Source organism: Streptomyces sp. C (genome assembly GCF_000158895.1).
GTDB lineage: Bacteria > Actinomycetota > Actinomycetes > Streptomycetales > Streptomycetaceae > Streptomyces > Streptomyces racemochromogenes.
Genome location: NZ_GG657750.1, coordinates 3,149,184 through 3,169,511, shown reverse-complemented (window position 1 = coordinate 3,169,511; position 20,328 = coordinate 3,149,184). Strand labels below are relative to the sequence as shown.

Annotated in this window: 17 protein-coding genes; 12 read left to right on the top strand and 5 right to left on the bottom strand. The window is 72.2% G+C overall.

What is annotated here, in order from left to right; all coding sequences use genetic code 11:
• The 3 genes from SSNG_RS44830 to SSNG_RS42075 form a co-directional block, all read left to right on the top strand.
• The coding region (locus SSNG_RS44830; protein ID WP_007264494.1) for a hypothetical protein at positions 1–1,038 on the top strand (1,038 nt) is incomplete at its 5' end.
• Positions 1,035–2,132 (top strand): neocarzinostatin apoprotein domain-containing protein, encoded by a 1,098-nt coding sequence (locus tag SSNG_RS14040; RefSeq protein ID WP_007264493.1) that lies wholly within the window; start codon positions 1,035–1,037, stop codon positions 2,130–2,132. The genes SSNG_RS44830 and SSNG_RS14040, both read left to right, overlap by 4 nt.
• On the top strand, positions 2,129–3,472 hold the full coding sequence (locus tag SSNG_RS42075) for a hypothetical protein (protein WP_165364999.1): 1,344 nt from the start codon (positions 2,129–2,131) through the stop codon (positions 3,470–3,472). Before SSNG_RS14040 ends, SSNG_RS42075 begins: the two co-directional genes overlap by 4 nt.
• A 77-nt stretch (positions 3,473–3,549) precedes the next feature.
• Here the strand turns inward: SSNG_RS42075 and SSNG_RS14030 are convergent, their stop codons facing one another.
• Positions 3,550–5,067, bottom strand: a complete 1,518-nt coding sequence (locus SSNG_RS14030) for an oligopeptide:H+ symporter (RefSeq protein ID WP_007264491.1) — start codon at positions 5,065–5,067, stop codon at positions 3,550–3,552.
• Between the two features lie 471 nt (positions 5,068–5,538).
• On the opposite strand from SSNG_RS14030, the gene SSNG_RS14025 reads away from it, so the two are divergent.
• Positions 5,539–6,216 (top strand): response regulator transcription factor, encoded by a 678-nt coding sequence (locus SSNG_RS14025; RefSeq protein ID WP_007264490.1) that lies wholly within the window; start codon positions 5,539–5,541, stop codon positions 6,214–6,216.
• A gap of 10 nt (positions 6,217–6,226) precedes the next feature.
• On the top strand, positions 6,227–7,492 hold the full coding sequence (locus tag SSNG_RS14020; RefSeq protein ID WP_007264489.1) for an ATP-binding protein: 1,266 nt from the start codon (positions 6,227–6,229) through the stop codon (positions 7,490–7,492).
• Between the two features lie 22 nt (positions 7,493–7,514).
• Here the strand turns inward: SSNG_RS14020 and SSNG_RS14015 are convergent, their stop codons facing one another.
• On the bottom strand, positions 7,515–8,051 hold the full coding sequence (locus tag SSNG_RS14015) for a GtrA family protein (RefSeq protein WP_007264488.1): 537 nt from the start codon (positions 8,049–8,051) through the stop codon (positions 7,515–7,517).
• 209 nt (positions 8,052–8,260) lie between these two features.
• Between SSNG_RS14015 and SSNG_RS14010 the strand changes: the two genes are divergently transcribed.
• Positions 8,261–9,400: a 5-(carboxyamino)imidazole ribonucleotide synthase gene (locus tag SSNG_RS14010; RefSeq protein WP_128636956.1), complete on the top strand. Its 1,140-nt coding sequence runs from the start codon at positions 8,261–8,263 to the stop codon at positions 9,398–9,400.
• A gap of 12 nt (positions 9,401–9,412) precedes the next feature.
• On the opposite strand, the gene SSNG_RS14005 is transcribed toward SSNG_RS14010, so the two are convergent.
• Positions 9,413–10,627: an RNA-guided endonuclease TnpB family protein gene (locus tag SSNG_RS14005; protein ID WP_042803485.1), complete on the bottom strand. Its 1,215-nt coding sequence runs from the start codon at positions 10,625–10,627 to the stop codon at positions 9,413–9,415.
• A 146-nt stretch (positions 10,628–10,773) separates the two neighbouring features.
• Here SSNG_RS14005 and purE point away from each other — a divergent pair, with 146 nt between their 5' ends.
• From purE to SSNG_RS13990, 3 genes are all read left to right on the top strand, one after another.
• Positions 10,774–11,310: a 5-(carboxyamino)imidazole ribonucleotide mutase gene (purE, locus tag SSNG_RS14000; protein WP_007264485.1), complete on the top strand. Its 537-nt coding sequence runs from the start codon at positions 10,774–10,776 to the stop codon at positions 11,308–11,310.
• Positions 11,307–12,485 (top strand): dipeptidase, encoded by a 1,179-nt coding sequence (locus SSNG_RS13995; protein WP_007264484.1) that lies wholly within the window; start codon positions 11,307–11,309, stop codon positions 12,483–12,485. Before purE ends, SSNG_RS13995 begins: the two co-directional genes overlap by 4 nt.
• A gap of 348 nt (positions 12,486–12,833) precedes the next feature.
• Positions 12,834–13,904, top strand: a complete 1,071-nt coding sequence (locus tag SSNG_RS13990) for a membrane dipeptidase (RefSeq protein ID WP_042800990.1) — start codon at positions 12,834–12,836, stop codon at positions 13,902–13,904.
• Here the strand turns inward: SSNG_RS13990 and SSNG_RS13985 are convergent.
• Together SSNG_RS13985 and SSNG_RS13980 are read right to left on the bottom strand one after the other, a co-directional pair.
• A complete protein-coding gene (locus tag SSNG_RS13985) occupies positions 13,901–15,202 on the bottom strand; it encodes a glycosyltransferase family 87 protein (protein WP_007264482.1) in 1,302 nt (433 codons plus the stop codon). The two genes, SSNG_RS13990 and SSNG_RS13985, sit on opposite strands and share 4 nt — an antisense overlap.
• Before the next feature lie 4 nt (positions 15,203–15,206).
• Positions 15,207–16,550 carry a UDP-glucose/GDP-mannose dehydrogenase family protein gene (locus SSNG_RS13980; protein ID WP_007264481.1) on the bottom strand — a complete coding sequence of 448 codons (1,344 nt, stop codon included), beginning with the start codon at positions 16,548–16,550 and terminating at the stop codon, positions 15,207–15,209.
• 240 nt (positions 16,551–16,790) lie between these two features.
• On the opposite strand from SSNG_RS13980, the gene SSNG_RS13975 reads away from it, so the two are divergent.
• The 3 genes from SSNG_RS13975 to SSNG_RS13965 all read left to right on the top strand — a co-directional run bounded on the left by SSNG_RS13975 (position 16,791) and on the right by SSNG_RS13965 (position 20,277).
• A complete protein-coding gene (locus tag SSNG_RS13975) occupies positions 16,791–17,948 on the top strand; it encodes an acyl-CoA dehydrogenase (RefSeq protein WP_007264480.1) in 1,158 nt (385 codons plus the stop codon).
• 416 nt (positions 17,949–18,364) lie between these two features.
• The gene (locus SSNG_RS13970; RefSeq protein WP_007264479.1) at positions 18,365–19,447 is read left to right on the top strand and encodes an NDP-sugar synthase; all 1,083 of its coding nucleotides are present in this window, start codon (positions 18,365–18,367) and stop codon (positions 19,445–19,447) included.
• Between the two features lie 113 nt (positions 19,448–19,560).
• Positions 19,561–20,277, top strand: coding sequence for a polyprenol monophosphomannose synthase (locus tag SSNG_RS13965; protein ID WP_125816695.1), 717 nt, complete (start codon positions 19,561–19,563; stop codon positions 20,275–20,277).
• Positions 20,278–20,328 lie beyond the last annotated feature (51 nt).

Genomic DNA, 20,328 nt, shown 5'->3' with positions numbered 1-20,328 from the left:
GACGCGGCCGCAGGCGGCTCGGCGCCGCACTCCTCGCCGTTCGCCGCACTCGCCTCCGCCTTGTACGGCGCCCCGCCCGCGGCAGCCGACGAGCCCGCCGCGCCCGGCTGGACCGCCGCGCCCGCCACCGCCCGCCCCGGCCCGGCGCGCCCGTACTTCTACCTCGCGGGCCCCGCCGGCACCGTCCTGGAGGACCGCCTCACCCTCGACAACCCCGGCGACCGCGAGTACACCGTCACCCTGCGCGGGGCCGACGCCGACAACGCCCCGGACGGCGCCCTCGCCGTGCGCCCCGCCGCGCCGGGGGCCTCCGGCGCGGGATCCTGGATCAGCTTCGGCGGCTCCGCCACGGTGAAGCTCCCGCCCCGCACCCGCGCGGTGGTCCCCTTCACCGTCACCGTGCCGCCCGCCGCCCCGCCCGGCGACCACCCGGCCGCCGTCGTCGCCACCGGGCCCGGCCGCGAGGCGGGCGTACGGATCCACCTGCGCGTCGGGGGCCCGGCCGTGGCCGCCCTCACCGTCGAGGACGTCTCCGTACGCGGCCACGGCTCGGCCACCACCGTGGACTACACCCTGGTCAACCGGGGCAACGTGACCCTCACCCCCGAACTCGCCCTGAGCGCCGAGGGCACCCTGCACGAGATGTCCGGCCGGCCGGCCGCCCGTGCCCTGCCCGTCGAGCTGCTGCCCGGCCGGCGGGCCCGGCTGAGCGAACCCTGGCCCGACGCGCCCGCCCTCGACCGGGTCGCCCTCACCCTCACAGCCACCGCCCCCGGCGCCGCCCCGGCCACCGCCGCCGCCGAGGCCTGGCTGGCCCCCGGCGGCACCGCCGGCCTGGCCGCCGGCGCCCTGCTCGCCCTCGCCGGGACCGCCCTGGCCGCGCTGCTCCTCGTACGGGCCCGGCGTACCCGGCGCCTCCGGCGTGCGGCGGCGCAGGAGGCACCGGGGGGCCCGCCGGCCCGGGCACCGGCCCAGGAGGACGCGGCGGCGGACGAGCACGAGCACGAGCTGACGGAGCTGACGGGAGCACCCAGGTGAGCCGCACGGCCGGCGCGAAGGCCGCATCCCCCCTCGGCGCGGCCCTGGCGGCACTAGCCCTGGCCCTGCTCCCCCTGCTTCCGCCGCTCGCGGCGGCCGCCCCCGCCGCCGCGGCCAAGGGCAAGCCCGCCGCGGCGCTCTCCCTCCAGGAGGCGGCCAAGGGCACCGAGATCACGGTCACCGGCACCGGCTGGCGGCCGAAGACCCTCGTCATGCTGCTGGTCTGCGGCCAGAACATGATCGGCGGCACCAACAGCTGCGCCAACGCCGACGGCGCGGCCGTCTCCGTCACCGACGACGGCCGTTTCACCGCCCGGCTGCCGGTCGCGGAGCCGCCCAAGCCCTGCCCGTGCGTGGTCAACGTGACCTCCGTCAACGGGGACCAGTCCACGGTGGCCGTGCCGATCAGGATCACCGGCCATCCGGTGGCCGACCTGCCCGCCGAGTCCGGAACGGCCCGCCTCGCGATGCTGACGGGGGTCCGGCTGGCGGGCGGGGACGGGGTGCTGACCTGGTTCGGCGCCCCGCCCGGCCGCACGTTCACCGCCACCGTCGGCAACCTGGGTTCGGCCCCGGTCAAGGACCCCGTCTTCCAGCTCGGCACCGCGCGGGGGGTCTTCGCCCCGGTGTGGGAGGAGGCCCGCTGGAAGGGGACGATCCCGCCCGGCGGCAAGGCGGAGGTCGCGCTGGACGTGTCCCTGCCGGCGGGCGCCCACGGGGACTACACCGTCTCCCTCAAGTACGGGGACACGGTCCTGGCCGCCCAGCCGTGGGGCGTCGACCGCCCGTACGGGGTGCTGCTCTTCTGGGGCCTGCTGCTGGTGGTCATCCCGACGGCGCTCTTCCGGGCGGGCATGGCCGTCGTCGACCGGGTCCGCCCCCGCGCGGGCGCCCCCGGCGGCCGCCACCGGGGCCCGAAGGCCGCCCCGGACCCGGATCCGGCGGTGACCGCCCGCCTGCCCCGGGTCACCGCCGCCGGGGCCCGGCCGCCGGCGCTGCCCTGGTTCACGCCGCAGCCGGAACCGCGGGACGAGGAGCCCCCACAGACATCCGCACCGTCCGATCACAGTCCGACGACGAAAGGACCATCGTGAAGACCCAACGGAGGGCGAGTGCGGCCTTGGTCGCGCTGCTGCTCAGCGGCGCGGGTGTCGCCGTGGCGGCTTCCCCCGCCCAGGCCGCCGAAGCCACGTTCAAGGTCAAGTGCGTACCGCCGGCAGGCGGCGGCGACCCGGTGGAGGGCGAGACCACCGCCAAGATCACCGCACCGGCTTCGGCCAAGGTCGGCGACGAGGTCGACGTGTCGTGGGAGACGGTGAAGCCGGCCTCGAACAACACCGACCTGATGGTGATCCCGAAGGACTCGGTCCAGCCCACCGGCTGGCTCACCGTCGGCGGCGGGGGAGGGGAGGTCAAGGTCGTCGGCGAGAAGAAGAACCCGGAGATCCCGAAGAAGGCCCCCATGGTGATGTCCACCATGAAGGGCAAGCTGAAGCTGACCAAGGCCGGCAAGATCACCGTGACGCCCGGCAAGTACGAGGTCGCGGTGACCTTCTCCTTCGGCACCTTCGTCACCAAGTGCGCCCCGGTGGGCGAGGTGAAGGGCGGGGCGGTCATCGACGTGACGGACGGCGGCGGCACCGGCGGCACGACCACCGGCGGCACGACGACGGGCGGCACGACGACCGGCGGCTCCACCACGGGCGGCTCCACCACCACGGGCGGCTCCACCACCACGGGCGGCTCGACCACCACCTCGGGCGGCTCCACCGGCGGCAGCGGCGGCCAGACCGACTTCCCGGGCAAGGCGGTCGAGGTGGCCTACGACTGCGGCGCGGTCGTCCCGGGCGGCATCAAGACCCCGGTCACCGTCAACGCCAAGAAGAACGCGAGCGGCGCCTTCGACCTCACGGTCAAGACCGCCAAGGGGGCCATGGCCGCCCCCATGGCGCTGCCCGCGGGGGCCCTCAAGCCCTCCATGGACGTCAAGCTCGGCGGCGCCGACAGCGGCACGGTCAAGGTCACCGGCCCGGCCAACGCCGAGCCGATCCCGGACAAGGCCCCGGTCAGCCTCAGCGACATGACGGGCACCTACAAGCCCGGCAAGTCGGGCAAGGTGACGCTGAGCCCCGACCAGCTGACGATCGACGTCACGATGGCCCCGGGCTCGACCCCGATCAACGTGCCCTGCAAGGCGACCGGCAGCGGCGTCTCCCTGGAGCTGGACACCACCGCCCAGCCGGGCGGCTCCGGCTCCACCACCTCGGGCTCCGCGGCCACCGGCAGCTCGGGCACCTCGGGCGGCCTCGCCGAGACCGGCGCCGACGACGACGGGGGCCTGAGGGCCCTCGCCCTGGTCGCCGGCACCGTGATCCTCCTCGGCGGCGCGGTCTTCACCTTCACCCCGTGGCGCCGCCTGCGCGGCACCCGCTGACGGTCCTCCCGGAACGCGGAACGGCCCGGCACACCTTTCCGGGTGTGCCGGGGCGTTCCGCGTCCGTGCGGGGTGCGTCAGTGCACGTCGCCCATGAGGGCCTGGACCTTCTTGCGGTAGGTGAAGACCGCGAAGCCGGCCAGGGCCGCGGCGGCGGCCTGGAAGCCGATCACCCACGTGCCGTTGAGGTCGACACCGGCGATGGACAGCAGACCGGTGGTGCAGTCACCTGCGGTGACCGCGAGGAACCAGACGCCCATCATCTGGGAGGCGTACTTCTGCGGGGCCATCTTGGTGGTGACCGAGAGGCCGACCGGGGAGACGCAGAGCTCACCGATGGTCTGGATCATGTAGATCGAGACGAGCCACATCGGGGAGACCTTGGTGTCGCCCGTCGCCATGCCCATCGGGACGATGAAGACGAAGAACGAGGCACCGATCAGGACCAGGCCCATCGCGAACTTCACGATGGTGTTCGGCTCCTGGTTCTTGCGCGCCAGCCACAGCCACAGCCAGGCGAAGACCGGGGCCAGCGCCATCACGAACAGCGGGTTCAGCGACTGGTACCAGGTGGCCGAGAACTCGAAGCCGAAGACGGTGTCGGCGGTCTTGGAGTCGGCGAACAGGGACAGCGTCGAGCCACCCTGGTCGTAGATCATCCAGAAGACGGCGGCGGCGATGAAGAACCAGATGTAGGCCGTCATCTTCGACTGCTCGGCGCCCGACAGGTCCTTGTCGCGCTTGATGCGGACCAGGACGGCGATCGGGATGAGCAGGCCGGCCAGCGTCAGCGGGACCAGGGCCCAGTTGAGCGTGTACATGCCCAGGGCGACGACGGCGCCGTAGAAGACGGCGACGACCACGGCGACGAGGGCGGCCTTGGTCAGGACGGCCTTGCGCTCTTCCGGCGTCAGCGGGTTCGGGACCTGGCTGCTCTTCGGGCTCAGGTTCTTGGTGCCGATCAGGAACTGGGCGAGGCCCAGGCCCATGCCGACGGCCGCGAGCGCGAAGCCGAGGTGCCAGTTGTGCTCCTTGCCGATCGTGCCGACGACGAACGGAGCGACGAAGGCACCGAGGTTGATGCCGATGTAGAAGAGGGTGAAGCCACCGTCACGGCGCGGGTCGTCCGGACCGTCGTAGAGGTGGCCGACCATCGTGGAGATGTTGGCCTTCAGCAGACCGGAGCCCGCCGCGACGAGGATCAGACCGACGAAGAACATCGCCTGGCCGGGGAGCGCCAGGGAGAGGTGGCCCGCCATGATGATGAAACCGGCGATGGCGACCGTCTTGCGGGCGCCCCAGACGCGGTCGCCGAACCAGCCGCCGGGCATGGCCATCAGGTAGACCATCGAGACGTACACGGAGTAGATCGCCGTGGTCGTCGCCGCGGTCATGGCCAGACCGCCGCCCTGGCTGCCCGTAGCGGCGTCGGCGCCGCCCGAGACCAGGTAGTAGACGAGAAGGGCCCGCATGCCGTAGTAGGAGAACCGCTCCCACATCTCGGTCATGAACAGAGTGGCCAGGCCACGGGGGTGGCCGAAGAAGGTCTTTTCCGGCGCCGGAGTCGCCGAGTCCTTCGTCAGGCTGGAAGCCATGGTCGATCCTTGCTTGCTCGGGACGCTCGGCTTCGTGAGCTGTTCAGCGCCCGGTGGGGGGTGGCCGGCACCGGCGACGGATGTCCCACCCCACGCCCTGGGGTCTCGTGTCCCGCTATGGCGGGGTGACGGGGCAGCCGTAACCGGGATCCACGCCCCGCGCGCCTCCTCGCGCGCCGGGCCCGGCCCATAGGTCATTCACTGTCATCTGGGCCGGAACCAACCGACCAGAGCAGAATTTGAGGTTCTTGGCTCGGATTTGAGCGCAAATGTCCCCTCGGTAGTGCATCGGGCGTTCCGCCACCATACGACAGGGCACCGATACATATGGAAGGGGTTGAGAGATGGATCACAGGCGTTCCGGGAACCGATCCGTCATGTTCGAAGGCGAGTAGTAGTCCATAACCCCAGTTCGAGAGGGGTGTGCGGGCAAGCGCCTGCTTCAAGCCGCCGCGGACTACCATCACCCACATGACGCGTGTACTGCTCGCCGAGGACGACGCATCCATCTCGGAACCCCTCGCCCGCGCCCTGCGCCGGGAAGGGTACGAGGTCGAAGTCCGGGAGGACGGCCCCACCGCCCTGGACGCCGGACTGCAGGGCGGCGTCGACCTCGTCGTCCTGGACCTGGGCCTGCCCGGCATGGACGGCCTGGAGGTGGCCCGGCGACTGCGCGCCGAGGGTCACGGCTTCCCGATCCTGGTGCTGACCGCCCGGGCCGACGAGGTCGACACGGTCGTCGGCCTCGACGCCGGCGCCGACGACTACGTGACCAAGCCCTTCCGCCTCGCCGAGCTGCTGGCCCGCGTACGGGCCCTGCTGCGGCGCGGCGCCACCGAGGCGAGCCAGGCCCCCGCCACCCACGGCGTGCGCATCGACGTCGAGTCGCACCGCGCCTGGATGGGGGAGGAGGAGCTCCAGCTCACCGCCAAGGAGTTCGACCTGCTGCGCGTCCTGGTCCGCGACGCCGGCCGGGTCGTCACCCGCGACCAGCTGATGCGCGAGGTCTGGGACACCACCTGGTGGTCCTCCACCAAGACCCTCGACATGCACATCTCCTGGCTGCGCAAGAAGCTGGGCGACGACGCCGCCAACCCCCGCTACATCGCCACCGTGCGCGGCGTCGGCTTCCGCTTCGAGAAGAGCTGACACCCAGGCCATGCGCCGCCGCCTCATCAACTCCACGCTCGCCGTGGTGCTCGTCGTGATCGCCGTGTTCGGGGTCTCCCTCGTCATCGTGGAGACCCGGACCATCACCAGCAGCGCCCAGGACCGCATCGGCTCCGAGGCGCTGCGGCTGCTCGGCATCGTCGAGGCGGACGCCCTGGAGCACAAGCCCGTCGACGCGGGCGCCATCGCCGAGCAGCTCGACGTCGGCACGTACGCCCGCATCACCATCCCCGGCCGCCCGGTCGTCGAGGTCGGCGACCGGATCGACGACAGCGTCATCCGCGGCACCGCCCGCGGCGAGCAGGGCATGCACGTGGTGGTCGAGGAGTCCCGCGCCACCGTCACCAGGGAGGTCGGGCGGACCCTGGCGGTGGTCGGGGCCGTGGCGCTGCTGGCCGTCGTGGCGGCCGTACTGCTCGCCGTACGCCAGGCCAACCGGCTGGCCTCCCCGCTCACCGACCTCGCCGAGACCGCCGAACGGCTCGGCTCGGGCGACCCGCGGCCCCGGCACAAGCGCTACGGGGTGCCCGAGCTGGACCGGGTCGCCGACGTACTGGACTCCAGCGCCGAGCGGATCGCCCGCATGCTGACCGCCGAGCGGCGCCTGGCCGCCGATGCCTCCCACCAGCTGCGCACCCCCCTCACCGCCCTGTCGATGCGGCTGGAGGAGATCACGGTCACCGACGACCTGGAGACCGTACGGGAGGAGGCGAGCATCGCCCTCACCCAGGTGGAGCGGCTCACGGACGTGGTCCAGCGGCTGCTGACGAACTCCCGGGACCCGCGGACCGGCTCGGCGGTCCCCTTCGACCTGGACGAGGTCGTCAAGCAGCAGGTGGAGGAGTGGCGGCCCGCCTACCGCAGCGCCGGCCGGGCCGTGGTCCGCTCCGGCAAGACCGGCATGCGGGCCGTCGGTACCCCCGGGGCGGTCTCCCAGGTCCTGGCGACCCTCGTGGAGAACGCGCTGATGCACGGCGGCGGCACCGTCGCCCTGCGCACCCGGGTGACCGGCAACCAGGCCGTCATCGAGGTCACGGACGAGGGCCCCGGCGTCCCGCCCGACCTCGGCAACCGGATCTTCGAGCGGGCCATCAGCGGCCGCAACTCCACCGGCATCGGCCTGGCCGTCGCCCGGGACCTCGCGGAAGCGGACGGCGGCCGTCTGGAACTGCTCCAGAGCCGGCCGCCGGTGTTCGCGCTCTTCCTCAGCCGCACCGCCCCGGAGCGCGCGGAGCCGGAACGTACGGTCAGGTAGCCGTCGGCCGTCAGGTCAGCCGTCAGCCCTGGTTGGCCGCGGGCTCGGGGGTGCGGGGGGTCGCGGGCTCGTCGTGCCCGTCGCGCTGCTCGACGACCAGCGAGTGCGCGGCCGGCGTGGGCAGGGCCTTGAAGACCCAGGTCCGGTAGGACCAGAAGCGGAACACCGTCGCCACGCCCATGCCGACGAACTTGAAGACGTTGTTGGCGAGCGAGCCGTCGAAGCCGAACCCGTACGTGGCGACGTAGAGCACACCGCTCTCGATGACCATGCCGATCCCGCTGAACAGGACGAAGAGGAGCATCTCGCGACGCCGGCTGCCCAGGTCGCGGTCACGGTAGGTGAAGTAGCGGAACCCCACGTAGTTCGTGATGATCGCGACCACGATGGCTATGACGTTCGCGCGCACCGTCTGCAGGTCGGTCGTGTTGCGCAGCAGGTTGAAGACGCCGAAGTTGACCAGGACGCCCGCTCCGCCGACCGCCCCGAACTTGACGGCCTCCCGGGCGAGACCGCGCAGGCGCTCGGACAGCGGTACGGCGTTCGGCGTGCTGCTCATGTGATGGTTCAGTCCTGTCCGTCGTCGTCGCCCCGCGGCGGCGCGTCACCCGATCTCGTCAATCACACCATGCTAAGTGTCCCCCGCGGCGGGAGTCGGCGCCCCGGCACCCCGTGCGACGCACGGCACACGGGGCCCGCGGGGGCCACCGGCGGGTCCGCGCCAGGGTCACGTCCGAATGGCGGAATACCGGCGGATACCCTGGAGGCGTGACGTTCCCGGTAGTCGGCATGGTCGGCGGCGGTCAGCTCGCCCGCATGACCCACGAGGCGGGTATCCCCCTCGGCATCAGATTCAAGATCCTCAGTGACACCCCACAGGACTCGGCGGCCCAGGTCGTGAGCGACGTCGTCATCGGCGACTATCGCGACCTGGAGACGTTGCGCGCCTTCGCGCGCGGCTGCGACGTGATCACCTTCGATCACGAGCACGTACCCACCGAGCACCTCCGGGCCCTGGAGTCGGACGGCATCCCCGTCCGGCCGGGGCCCGACGCGTTGGTGCACGCCCAGGACAAGGGGGTGATGCGCGCCAAACTCGACGAGATCGGCGCGCCCAGCCCCCGCCACCGGATCGTGAGCGATCCGGCGGACGTGGCGGCCTTCGCGGAAGAGGTCGGCGGGTTCCCCGTCATCCTCAAGACGGTGCGCGGCGGGTACGACGGCAAGGGCGTGTGGTTCGTCCGCACCCCCGAGGACGCGGAGGCGCCCTTCAAGGCGGGCGTTCCCGTCCTGGCGGAGGAGAAGGTGGACTACGTCCGCGAGCTCGCCGCCAACATCGTCCGCTCCCCCCACGGCCAGGCGGTGGCCTACCCCGTCGTCGAGTCCATCCAGGTGGACGGGGTCTGCGACACGGTGATCGCCCCCGCCCCCGACCTCTCCGAAGCCCTCGCGGGCGAAGCCCAGGCCCTGGCCCTGCGCATCGCCAAGGAGCTCGACGTGACCGGCCACCTGGCCGTGGAGCTGTTCGAGACCACCGACGGCCGCATCCTCGTCAACGAACTGGCCATGCGTCCGCACAACAGCGGCCACTGGACCCAGGACGGCGCGGTCACCTCCCAGTTCGCCAACCACGTCCGCGCGGTCCTGGACCTCCCCCTGGGCGACCCGCGCCCCCGGGCCCGCTGGACGGTCATGGCGAACGTGCTCGGCGGGGACTACCCCGACATGTACGCGGGGTACCTGCACTGCATGGCCCACGACCCGCAGGTGAAGATCCACATGTACGGCAAGGACGTGAAACACGGCCGCAAGGTCGGCCACGTCAACGCATACGGCGACGACCTGGACGATGTGCTGGAGCGCGCACGTCACGCAGCCGGCTACCTCAGAGGAACGATCACCGATTGACCTGCCCCCTCCCTAGCGGGAGGGGGTTCCCACCCTCGCGGGTGGGGCTTCCTGCTTCACCACGGACCGCCCCGGCCGAGAGGAGGACTCCCGATGAGGTCTGACGCCCGCTCCACAGGCAGTGACCGCCAGCCCGGCGGCCAGAAGATTGGTCGCTGCGTTCCCGTCCCGGTCATGGGTCGTCCCGCAGCCCGCGCACGTCCACGTGCGGGTGTTGAGGGGCATCGTGTCGGCCACAGCCCCGCAAACCGAGCACAGCTTGGTGCTGGGAAACCACCGGTCCACGGTGATCAGCTCCCGCCCGTACCAGGCCGTCTTGTATTCCAGCATGCGCCGCAACTCTCGCCAGCCCGCGTCGCTGAGGGCGCGCGCGAGGCGGTGGTTCCCGAGCATGGCGCGGACAGCGAGGTCCTCGATCACGAGCGTTTGGTTTTCGCGCACGAGTCGAGTGGTCAGCTTGTGCAGATGATCCCGCCGTCGGTCGGCGATCCGGGCGTGGACCCGCGCCATCCGGGTGCGGGACTTCTCCCGGTTCTTGCTGCCCTTCTCCTTCCGCGCCAGCGCTCGCTGGGCGCGGGTCAGGCGCTTCCGGTCCCTGCGTTCGTGTCTGGGGTTCTGGACCTTCTCTCCGGTGGAGAGGGTGACCAGGGCCGTCAGTCCGACGTCGAGGCCGATGGCGTTCGTCGTGGCAGGCATTCGGGACGGGGTGTCCTCGCAGAGCAGGGACACGAACCAGCGCCCTCCGGGGTCACGGGAGACCGTCACCGTGGACGGCATCGTCCCGGCAGGCAGGGGCCGGGACCAGACGACGTCCAGCGGCTCGGTCATCTTCGCGAGCGTCAGCCGGCCGTCCACGTAGCGGAAAGCACTGCGCGTGTATTCAGCGCTTGCCCGGGACTTCCGTTTCGTTTTGAAGCGCGGGTGCTTCGCCTGCCTTCCCCAGAACCGGACGTACGCCGCCTGCAGGTGCCTGAGCGTCTGCTGGAGCGGTACCGAGGACACCTCGGCCAGAAAGGCCAGCTCCTCGGTCTTCTTCCATGCCGTGAGCATGGCCGACGTCTGTCCGTAGCCCACTCGCTCCTGACCGGTCGCCCACGCCTGGGACCGGACGGCGAGGGCCAGGTTGTAGACCTTCCGCACGCAGCCGAACGTACGCGACAGCTCCGCTGCCTGCGCGTCGTTCGGGTAGAAGCGGTACTTGAACGCCCGCTTCACGGAACCCCCCATGCCCCGGACGCTAGGGGCGGGCATGATCCGAACACAAGCCCAGGTCACAGCATCACAATGCGGTACATCGCCGCAGTACGGTTCCGGGCCGTGGATGCGTTTCCTACCCCGGCCGAGTCCGGGAATTCCCACGCAAGGAGATCGGGATGAGCACGTCCCCCGCAGGCCCCGTCGTAGGCATCGTCATGGGCTCGGACTCCGACTGGCCGGTCATGGAGGCCGCGGCCCAGGCCCTGGACGAGTTCGAGATCCCCTACGAGGTCGACGTCGTCTCCGCCCACCGCATGCCGCGCGAGATGGTGGCGTACGGCGAGCAAGCCGCCGACCGGGGCCTGAAGGCGATCATCGCGGGTGCGGGCGGCGCCGCCCACCTGCCCGGGATGCTCGCCTCCGTCACCCCGCTGCCCGTCATCGGCGTGCCGGTCCCGCTGAAGTACCTCGACGGCATGGACTCGCTGCTGTCGATCGTGCAGATGCCCGCCGGGGTCCCCGTCGCCACCGTCTCCGTCGCCGGAGCGCGCAACGCGGGCCTCCTGGCCGTACGCATGCTGGCCGCGCACGACCCGGAGCTGCTCGGCCGGATGCGCGACTTCCAGCAGGAGCTGAACGAACAGGCCACCGAGAAGGGCAAGCGGCTGCGTACGAAGGTCGCGGGCGCGGACTCCTTCGGGTTCGGCAAATGAGCGCGGCGGACCTGCTGGCGCAGGCCCGGGAGCTGCTCACCGAGTACCCGGTCGTCGACGGGCACAACGACCTGCCCTGGGCGCTGCGCCAGCAGGTCCGCTACGACCTCGACCGGCGGGACATCGCCGGCGACCAGTCGGACCACCTGCACACCGACCTGCCCCGGCTCCGCGCCGGCGGGGTCGGCGCCCAGTTCTGGTCCGTGTACGTGCGCTCCGACTACAGCGGCGACGAGGCGGTCAGCGCCACCCTGGAGCAGATCGACGCCGTCGACCAGCTGATCACCCGTTACCCGGGCTCGCTGGTGCGCGCGCTGACGGCGGACGACATGGAGGCGGCCCGCGCCGAGGGCCGGATCGCCTCGCTGATGGGCGCCGAGGGCGGGCACTCCATCAACAACTCGCTCGCCACCCTGCGCGCCCTGCACCAGCTGGGCGTGCGGTACATGACGCTCACCCACAACGACACCATCGACTGGGCGGACTCGGCGACCGACGAACCCCGCCACGGCGGCCTCACCGAGTTCGGCCGCGAGGTCGTGCGCGAGATGAACCGCATCGGGATGCTCGTGGACCTCTCGCACGTCGCCGCGACGACGATGCGCGACGCCCTCGACACCTCCCGGGCGCCGGTGATCTTCTCGCACTCCTCGGCGCGCGCCGTCTGCGACCACCCGCGCAACGTCCCCGACGACGTGCTGGAGCGGCTGCCCGGCAACGGCGGGGTGGCGATGGCCACGTTCGTGCCGAAGTTCATCCTCCCCGCCGCCGTCGAGTGGACCCTCGCCGCGGACGAGAACCTGCGCGCGCACGGCTTCCACCACCTCGACACCACCCCGGAGGCGATGGCCCTGCACCGGGAGTTCGAGGCGGCCCGGCCGCGCCCGGTGGCCACCGCCGCCACCGTCGCCGACCACCTGGACCACATGCGCGAGGTGGCCGGCGTCGACCACATCGGCATCGGCGGCGACTTCGACGGCACCGCGTTCACCCCGGCGGGGCTGGACGACGTGTCGGGCTACCCGAACCTGATCGCGGAGCTCATCGGACGCGGCTGGTCCCGGGCCGACCTGGCGAAGCTGACCTGGTCCAACGCGGTACGGGTGCTGCGCGACGCGGAATCGGCCTCCCGCGACCTCTCGGCCACCCGGGGCCCCTCCAACGCCCACCCCTGACGCCAGGGCGCCCGGCCCGGGCCCCCGGACCACGCCCCCGGACACCGGACCCGGCTCAGGCCCCCGGACCACGCCCCCGGACCCGGCTCAGGCCCCCGGGCCAGGCCCAGGCCTCGGATCCGGCTCACCGGACCCGGTCCCGGCCGTTCTGGCCCCGGCCCCGGGGGCCGGCCGGGGGGGGCCGGGCCGGCTCCGGGCCGGCTCCGGGCCGCCCCCGGACCCCCTCGGAGCCCGTTCGCGGGCCGGGGGACCACCCGAACGCCACATCCGCCGGGCGGCCCCGGCGCACCGCGTGTCACGGTGGCAGCATCTTCTCTCCCTGCTGCCGCCGAGACCGGAGCCACTGCCATGGCTGATCTGCAGGATGAACCCCACTCCGTGGGCGTCGGAGCCGAAGACGTCCCGGCCCCCGCCTTCACGGGCGGCGCCCTCGACCGCGCAGCCGAGCTGCTCGCCGTCCATCCCGTCGCCGACGGGTGCAACACCCTCGTCTGGACCCTGCGCCAGAGTCCGTACCACGACATCGACACCCCGGACACCGGCGTCGACACCGACATCCCCCGGCTCCGCGCCGGCGGGGTGGGCGCCCAGTTCTGGACGCTGCTCGTGCCCCCGGGCCGGCCCCGCCCGGACGCCGCCGCCGACCAGGTGGTGTCCGACACCCTCGAACAGATCGACGTGGCGCGGTCCCTGATGCGCCGCTACCCCGACAGCCTGTGCCTGGCGCTGAGCGCCGACGACATGGCCGACGCCCGCAACCGGGGCCGGATCGCCTCGTTCCTCGGCCCCGTCCCCGGCAGTACGCTCACCGACTCCCTCGGCGCGCTGCGGGCCTTCCACGCGCTGGGCGTGCGCCTCCTCGCGCCCGCCGGCGCCCCCTGGGCCGAGGAGGGCCTGACGGCCTTCGGCCACGAGGTGGTCAAGGAGGTGAACCGGCTGGCGATGCTGCTGGACCTGACGGGCTGCCCGCCGGCCGCCGCCTGCCAGCTCGCGGCGGCCTCCAAGGCACCGGTGATCATCTCGAACACGGGGGCCGCCGCCCTCAACCCGCATCCGGGCAACGTCACCGACGAGGTCCTGCTCGCGCTGCGGGCGGCGAACGGCCTGGCGATGGTCACCTTCGACACCGCCCGCACCGGGGACTCCCTGCACGCGGTGGCCGACCACCTGGACCACGTACGGGCCATCGCCGGCCCGGAGGGCGTCGGACTCGGCGCGGCCTTCGGTGCCGAGCGGGGCGGCCCCCGCCCGACCGGTCTGACGGACCCCTCGGGCTACCCGTACCTGATCGCGGAACTCCTGGAACGCGGCTGGACGGAATCCGACCTGGCCCTGCTGACCTGGGGCAACGCCCAGAGGGTGCTGCGCGACGCGGAGTTCACGGCCCGAGCCGCCCAGCACCGCAGAGCGGCGCCCTAAGCCGCAGCGGCCTCCGGCGCCCGGTCGCGCAGGACGGTCGCCTTCCACAGCCGGACCACCGACCACACCGTGGCGTAGAGCAGGAGGCCGTTGCGCACGCACAGCAGGACCGTGCCGAGCGCGCTGGTGGCGAGGATGTCCGCGTACCAGACCGGGAAGATCAGCGTGGTCAGCGCGTTGGCGGCGACGAGCAGCCAGGCGACCGGGCGCTGGGTGGTGTTCCTGGAGGTCAGGCAGACCGCGGCGAGGCCGAGCAGCCAGATCATGTACTGCGGGCTGATGACGCGGCTGGTGACCGTGAAGACCATGATCGCGCAGAGCGCGGCGTCGAAAGGCGTCGCGCTCGTCCAGTGGTTCGCCCGGACGCGCCACAGCAGGAGCAGCAGGAAGCCGGCCAGGGTCAGGGCGAGCGAGGCCCGCGCGATGTCCGGCACGTACGGGCCGATGTACTCGAAGGCCCCGTACTGGAAGTCGATGCCGCCGGGCCACAGGTCCAGGAAGCGGGCCGCCATCAGCACGGAGCCGCCGAGGGACTCGACCTGCACGCCGCGGTCGCCCTGGTTGCCGAGGAAGCCGAACGTGTCGCTGAACAGCGCCGCGAAGACGGCGAGCAGCGCCGCGCAGGACAGCGCGGCCGCGACGAGGGCGTCCCGCGTCGACCTGCCGCGCGGGGTGCCGAGCAGGGTCAGCAGCGGCCACACCTTGACCATCGCGCCGATGCCGGCGACGACCCCGCCGGCCCGGGGGCGGCTGCGCAGCGCGAGCAGCGCGAAGACCGCGAGCAGGGTGACCTGGATGTCGTAGCGGGCGAACGGGGTCGCCATCATCATCGGCAGCGCCACCAGCCACAGCAGGGCGCCGGCCATGCTGCCGTCGCTCCTGCGCGCCGCCCGGACGAGGCCGAGCAGGACCACGCCGTCGCAGAGCACCGTCAGGGCCACGAAGGCCTGGAAGTAGGTGAGGAACGGCAGCAGGTCGGGGGAGAGGAAGACCGCCGCGGCGGCCGGGGGGTACTGCCACATGATGTCGTTCTGCGGCAGCGTCCAGGTGGAGAGGACGTCGTACCAGTTGTGGTAGGTCGCGGTGACCTCCACGCGTACGAGGTTCGAGCTGAAGAAGTCGTTGACGAGCATCCACAGCATCGCGGCCCGGCTGGCCAGCCAGAAGCCGGCGATGCCGAGCAGGGCGCCGCGCCGGCGCGCGGCCGCTTCGGAGGACGTCCGCCGCCGGCGGTGCGAGGCGGGCGCCGCCGTGGCCGGCGCGACCGGGTCGGCGGGGAGGCTGCTGGTCGTCGTCATGGCGTCAGGCCTGCGGCCGGCCCATCGCGCGGTACGTCCAGCCGGCCGCCCGCCAGCGCGCCGGGTCCAGGGCGTTGCGCCCGTCCAGGACGAGGCGGTCGGTGACGACGGCGCCGAGGTCGGCGGGGTCGAGGTCGCGGAACTCGCGCCACTCGGTGAGGTGCAGGACGACCTCGGCGCCGCGGGCCGCGGCGAGCGCGGAGTCCGCGTAGCCGAGGGTGGGGAAGACGCGGCGGGCGTTGTCCATGCCCTTGGGGTCGTAGACGGTGACCTGGCCGCCCTGGAGGTGGATCTGTCCGGCGACGTTGAGGGCGGGGGAGTCGCGGACGTCGTCGGAGTCGGGCTTGAAGGTGGCGCCGAGGACGGCGACCCGCTTGCCGAGGAAGGAGCCGCCGACGGCCTCGCGGGCCAGCTCGACCATGTGGCCGCGGCGGCGCATGTTGATGGAGTCGACCTCGCGCAGGAAGGTCAGGGCCTGGTCGGCGCCCAGCTCGCCGGCCCGGGCCATGAAGGCGCGGATGTCCTTCGGCAGGCAGCCGCCGCCGAAGCCGATCCCGGCGCGCAGGAACTTCGAGCCGATCCGCTCGTCGTGGCCGATGGCCTCGGCGAGCTTGACCACGTCGCCGCCGGCGGCCTCGCACACCTCCGCCATCGCGTTGATGAAGGAGATCTTGGTCGCCAGGAAGGAGTTGGCGGCCGTCTTGACCAGTTCCGCGGTCGGGAAGTCGGTGACCACCAGCGGGCTGCCCTCGGACATCGGGGTCTCGTACACCTCGCGCAGCAGCTTCTCGCCGCGCTCGCCGTGGACGCCGATGACGATCCGGTCGGGGTGCAGGGTGTCCTGCACCGCGAAGCCCTCGCGCAGGAACTCCGGGTTCCACGCCAGTTCCACGTCGGCGCCCGCCGGGGCCAGCTCCGCCAGCTTCGCCGCGAGCCGCGCCGCGGAGCCCACCGGCACCGTCGACTTGCCGACCACCAGCGCCGGCCCGTCCAGGTGCGGGGCGAGCGACTCGAACGCCGCGTCCACGTACGACATGTCGCAGGCGTACTCGCCGTGCTTCTGCGGGGTGTTCACGCACACGAAGTGGACGTCGCCGAACGCGCCGAGTTCCTCCCAGGACCGCGTGAACCGCAGCCGGCCGGAGGATCCGGGCAGTCCCGCCACGTGCCGGGCGAGCAGCTCCTCCAGGCCCGGCTCGTACATCGGGGCCCGGCCGGCCTCCAGCATCGCGATCTTCTCCGGGACCACGTCCAGGCCCAGCACCTCGAAGCCGAGTTCCGCCATGGCCGCGGCGTGGGTGGCGCCCAGGTAGCCGGTACCGATCACGGTGATCTTGAGGGGGGCCATGGATGCTCCAGAGGTGCGGGGCCGTTTGCGGCCCCGAGCATAGTCGGGCCGGTCCGGGGGGACGTTCCCAGGAGCATCCGGCTGTCACGCAGCTCACGTACGCGCCGCATATCGCTGTACGGACGCCGGGAACTAGAATTTGGGTTACTTAACGGTAGTTAGCATCCCGCGCCGGGCGTGCGACAGCGACACACGGCTGTCGCCGGCTCCACGGCGCGTGACCTTGGGGAGTGAGAGATCTTGGCGGGTTCTGCCGACTTCGACCTGTACCGCCCGGCCGAGGAGCACGACATGCTCCGCGAGTCCGTCCGCGCACTCTGCGAGGCGAAGATCCTCCCGTTCGCGGCCGCGGTCGACGAGGAGGCCCGCTTCCCGCAGGAGGCCCTCGACGCCCTCGTCGCCAACGACCTGCACGCCGTCCACGTGCCCGAGACCTACGGCGGCGCCGGTGCCGACGCCCTCGCCACCGTGATCGTGATCGAGGAAGTGGCCCGCGTCTGCGCCTCCTCCTCCCTGATCCCGGCCGTGAACAAGCTCGGCTCCCTCCCGGTGATCCTCTCCGGCTCCGAGGAGCTCAAGGCCAAGTACCTCGGCCCGCTGGCCAAGGGCGACGCGATGTTCTCCTACTGCCTCTCCGAGCCCGACGCGGGCTCCGACGCGGCCGGCATGAAGACCCGCGCGGTGCGCGACGGCGACTTCTGGGTGCTCAACGGCGTCAAGCGCTGGATCACCAACGCGGGCGTCTCCGACTACTACACGGTCATGGCCGTCACCGACCCGGAGAAGCGCTCCAAGGGCATCTCGGCCTTCGTCGTCGAGAAGTCCGACGAGGGCGTCTCCTTCGGCGCCCCCGAGAAGAAGCTCGGCATCAAGGGCTCCCCGACGCGCGAGGTCTACCTCGACAACGTCCGCATCCCCGCCGACCGCATGATCGGCGCCGAGGGCACCGGCTTCGCCACCGCGATGAAGACCCTCGACCACACCCGCATCACCATCGCCGCCCAGGCCCTCGGCATCGCCCAGGGCGCCCTGGACTACGCCAAGGGCTACGTCCAGGAGCGCAAGCAGTTCGGCAAGCCGATCGGCGACTTCCAGGGCGTCCAGTTCATGCTCGCGGACATGGCCATGAAGATCGAGGCCGCCCGCCAGCTGACCTACTCGGCCGCCGCCAAGTCGGAGCGCGTCGACTCCGACCTGACGTTCTTCGGCGCCGCCGCCAAGTGCTTCGCCTCCGACGTGGCCATGGAGGTCACCACGGACGCCGTCCAGCTCCTCGGCGGCTACGGCTACACCCGCGACTACCCGGTCGAGCGCATGATGCGCGACGCGAAGATCACGCAAATCTATGAAGGCACGAACCAGGTCCAGCGGATCGTGATGGCCCGCAACCTGCCGTAGCGCGGCCGGCCCGTACCCGCGCGAAAGGCCCCCGCACCCGCCGGGGGCCTTTCCGTACACCCTCCTTTGTAACGATTGCGATCCAGCGGGCGGCCGGACCGCGGCCGCACGCCCCCGGCGGGCAGCCGCGCCCCGCCCGGGCAGGAGGCCCGCCGCCCGCCCGCGCGGCCCGCGGCGGACGGGTGGATCTCGCGGGCGGGGTTTCGCCGCTGAGCAGCGGGTCTTCGGCCGCGCGGCCGGCACGCCGTACATATAGAGGGGACGGACGGGTCCCCGCGCCCGCGCGGACTGCGGAACCCGCTGTAACCGGAACGTTGCCGGAGGCGGCCCGCACGGCCCGCCTCCGGGCTTTGCACCGCCCGGGATGGGCTAACTTTGAAGCTTCGTACGCCCGAACCGGTTGGGGAGAGAACAAAATGACGGAAGCGATCCTGCTGGTCGGCGGGCAGGGGACGCGACTGCGCCCCGTGACGGTGAACACCCCCAAGCCGATGGTTCCGGCAGCGGGCGTCCCGTTCCTCGCCCACCAGATAGCCAGGGCCGCCGCCGCCGGTGTCACGCACATCGTGATGGCCACCTGCTACCTCGCCGAGGTCTTCGAGCCCTACTTCGGCGACGGTTCCGACTTCGGCATCACCCTCGAATACGTCGTCGAGGACGAGCCGCTGGGCACGGGCGGCGCCATCCGCAACGCCGCCGAGCGCCTGACGGGCGGCCCGGACTCCCCGGTCCTCGTCTTCAACGGCGACATCCTCACCGGTCTCGACATCGCCGGCCTGGTCGAGTCGCACCAGGCGGCCGACGCCGACGTCTCCCTGCACCTCGTACGCGTCGAGGACCCGCGCGCCTTTGGCCTGGTCCCCACCGACGCCGACGGGCGGGTGCTGGCCTTCACCGAGAAGCCGGAGACCCCCGAGGAGATCATCACCGACCAGATCAACGCCGGCTGCTACGTCTTCCGCCGCAGCGTGATCGACTCCATCCCGGCCGGCCGGCCGGTGTCCGTCGAGCGCGAGACCTTCCCCGGCCTGCTCGCCTCCGGCGCCAAGCTCCACGGGGTCACCGAGGACACCTACTGGCTGGACCTCGGCAAGCCCGAGTCCTTCGTCCAGGCCTCCGCCGACCTGGTGCGCGGCGTCGTCTCCTCCCCGGCCGTCCCCGGCCCGCGCGGCGAGGCCCTCGTGCTCCCCGGCGCCGAGGTGGCGGAGGGCGCCAAGCTCTCGGGCGGTACCGTTGTGGGTGCCGGCGCCCGGATCGAATCGGGTGCTGTCGTCCAGGGCTCCATCGTGCTGGACGGCGCGATCCTCGGCGCGGACACGGTGGTGAGCGCCAGCCTCATCGGCGCAGGCGCCTCGGTGGGAACGCGCACGGTGCTGACGGGCGCGGTCATCGGCGACGGCGCCGTCGTGGGGGCTGACAACGAACTTCGCGCAGGGGTGCGGGTGTGGTGCGAGGCTGAACTGCCGGACGCCGCCGTCCGTTTCTCCTCCGACCGGTGACCAACTTCAGTGAGGCACAACCTGTGATAGGCGAGCAGCAGACTCCCCGCGCGACCGACGTCGCTACCACCAAGCTCCCCGACACCTGGGCGGACACGCCGCTCACCGTGGTCATGCCCACCTACAACGAGGCGGGCAACCTGCCGGGCATGGTGGAGCTGCTCATGGGCCTCGACCAGCCGGGCCTGCGCCTGCTGATCGTCGACGACTCCTCGCCCGACGGCACCGGCAAGATCGCCGACGAGCTCGCCGAGGGCTTCCTCACCGAGGACGGCAAGCCCCGCATGTCCGTCCTGCACCGCACCGCCAAGGACGGCCTCGGCCGCGCCTACGCGGCGGGCATGGCCAAGGCCGTCGAGGACGGCGCCGAGTACGTCCTGCAGATGGACGCCGACGGCTCCCACCCGGCCGGCAAGATCGCCGAGATGCTGGGCGTCGCCCGCTCCACCGGCGCCGGTCTCGTCGTCGGCTCCCGCTACGTGCCGGGCGGCACCCTCTCCGACGCCTGGGGCGCGCACCGCAAGCTGCTCTCCCGCTGGGCCAACGCGTACGCGAGCACCATCCTCGGCACCCGCGTCCGCGACATCACCGGCGGCTTCAACCTGTGGAGCGCCGGCGCGCTCAAGGCGATCGACCTCGCGTCGATCGGCAGCGCCGGCTACAGCTTCCAGGTGGAGATGAAGTACAAGGCCCTGCGCCGCGGCTTCCAGGTGATGGAGGTCCCGATCCACTTCGAGGACCGCACCGTCGGCGAGTCCAAGATGAACCTGGCCGTCCAGCTGGAGTCCATCGCCATGCCGTGGAAGCTCCGCGCCCGCGCCGGCAAGTAACGCACGGACGGACGACGAAGGAGGAGGGGCACCGCCCGGGGTGCCCCTCCT

Coding starts and splice junctions, on each gene's coding strand:
- SSNG_RS14030 (WP_007264491.1), bottom strand. CDS start 5,067: ATGGCTTCCAGCCTGACGAAGGACTCGGCGACTCCGGCGCCGGAAAAG.
- SSNG_RS14025 (WP_007264490.1), top strand. CDS start 5,539: ATGACGCGTGTACTGCTCGCCGAGGACGACGCATCCATCTCGGAACCC.
- SSNG_RS14020 (WP_007264489.1), top strand. CDS start 6,227: ATGCGCCGCCGCCTCATCAACTCCACGCTCGCCGTGGTGCTCGTCGTG.
- SSNG_RS14015 (WP_007264488.1), bottom strand. CDS start 8,051: ATGAGCAGCACGCCGAACGCCGTACCGCTGTCCGAGCGCCTGCGCGGT.
- SSNG_RS14005 (WP_042803485.1), bottom strand. CDS start 10,627: ATGGGGGGTTCCGTGAAGCGGGCGTTCAAGTACCGCTTCTACCCGAAC.
- purE (WP_007264485.1), top strand. CDS start 10,774: ATGAGCACGTCCCCCGCAGGCCCCGTCGTAGGCATCGTCATGGGCTCG.
- SSNG_RS13995 (WP_007264484.1), top strand. CDS start 11,307: ATGAGCGCGGCGGACCTGCTGGCGCAGGCCCGGGAGCTGCTCACCGAG.
- SSNG_RS13990 (WP_042800990.1), top strand. CDS start 12,834: ATGGCTGATCTGCAGGATGAACCCCACTCCGTGGGCGTCGGAGCCGAA.
- SSNG_RS13985 (WP_007264482.1), bottom strand. CDS start 15,202: ATGACGACGACCAGCAGCCTCCCCGCCGACCCGGTCGCGCCGGCCACG.
- SSNG_RS13980 (WP_007264481.1), bottom strand. CDS start 16,550: ATGGCCCCCCTCAAGATCACCGTGATCGGTACCGGCTACCTGGGCGCC.
- SSNG_RS13970 (WP_007264479.1), top strand. CDS start 18,365: ATGACGGAAGCGATCCTGCTGGTCGGCGGGCAGGGGACGCGACTGCGC.
- SSNG_RS13965 (WP_125816695.1), top strand. CDS start 19,561: ATGCCCACCTACAACGAGGCGGGCAACCTGCCGGGCATGGTGGAGCTG.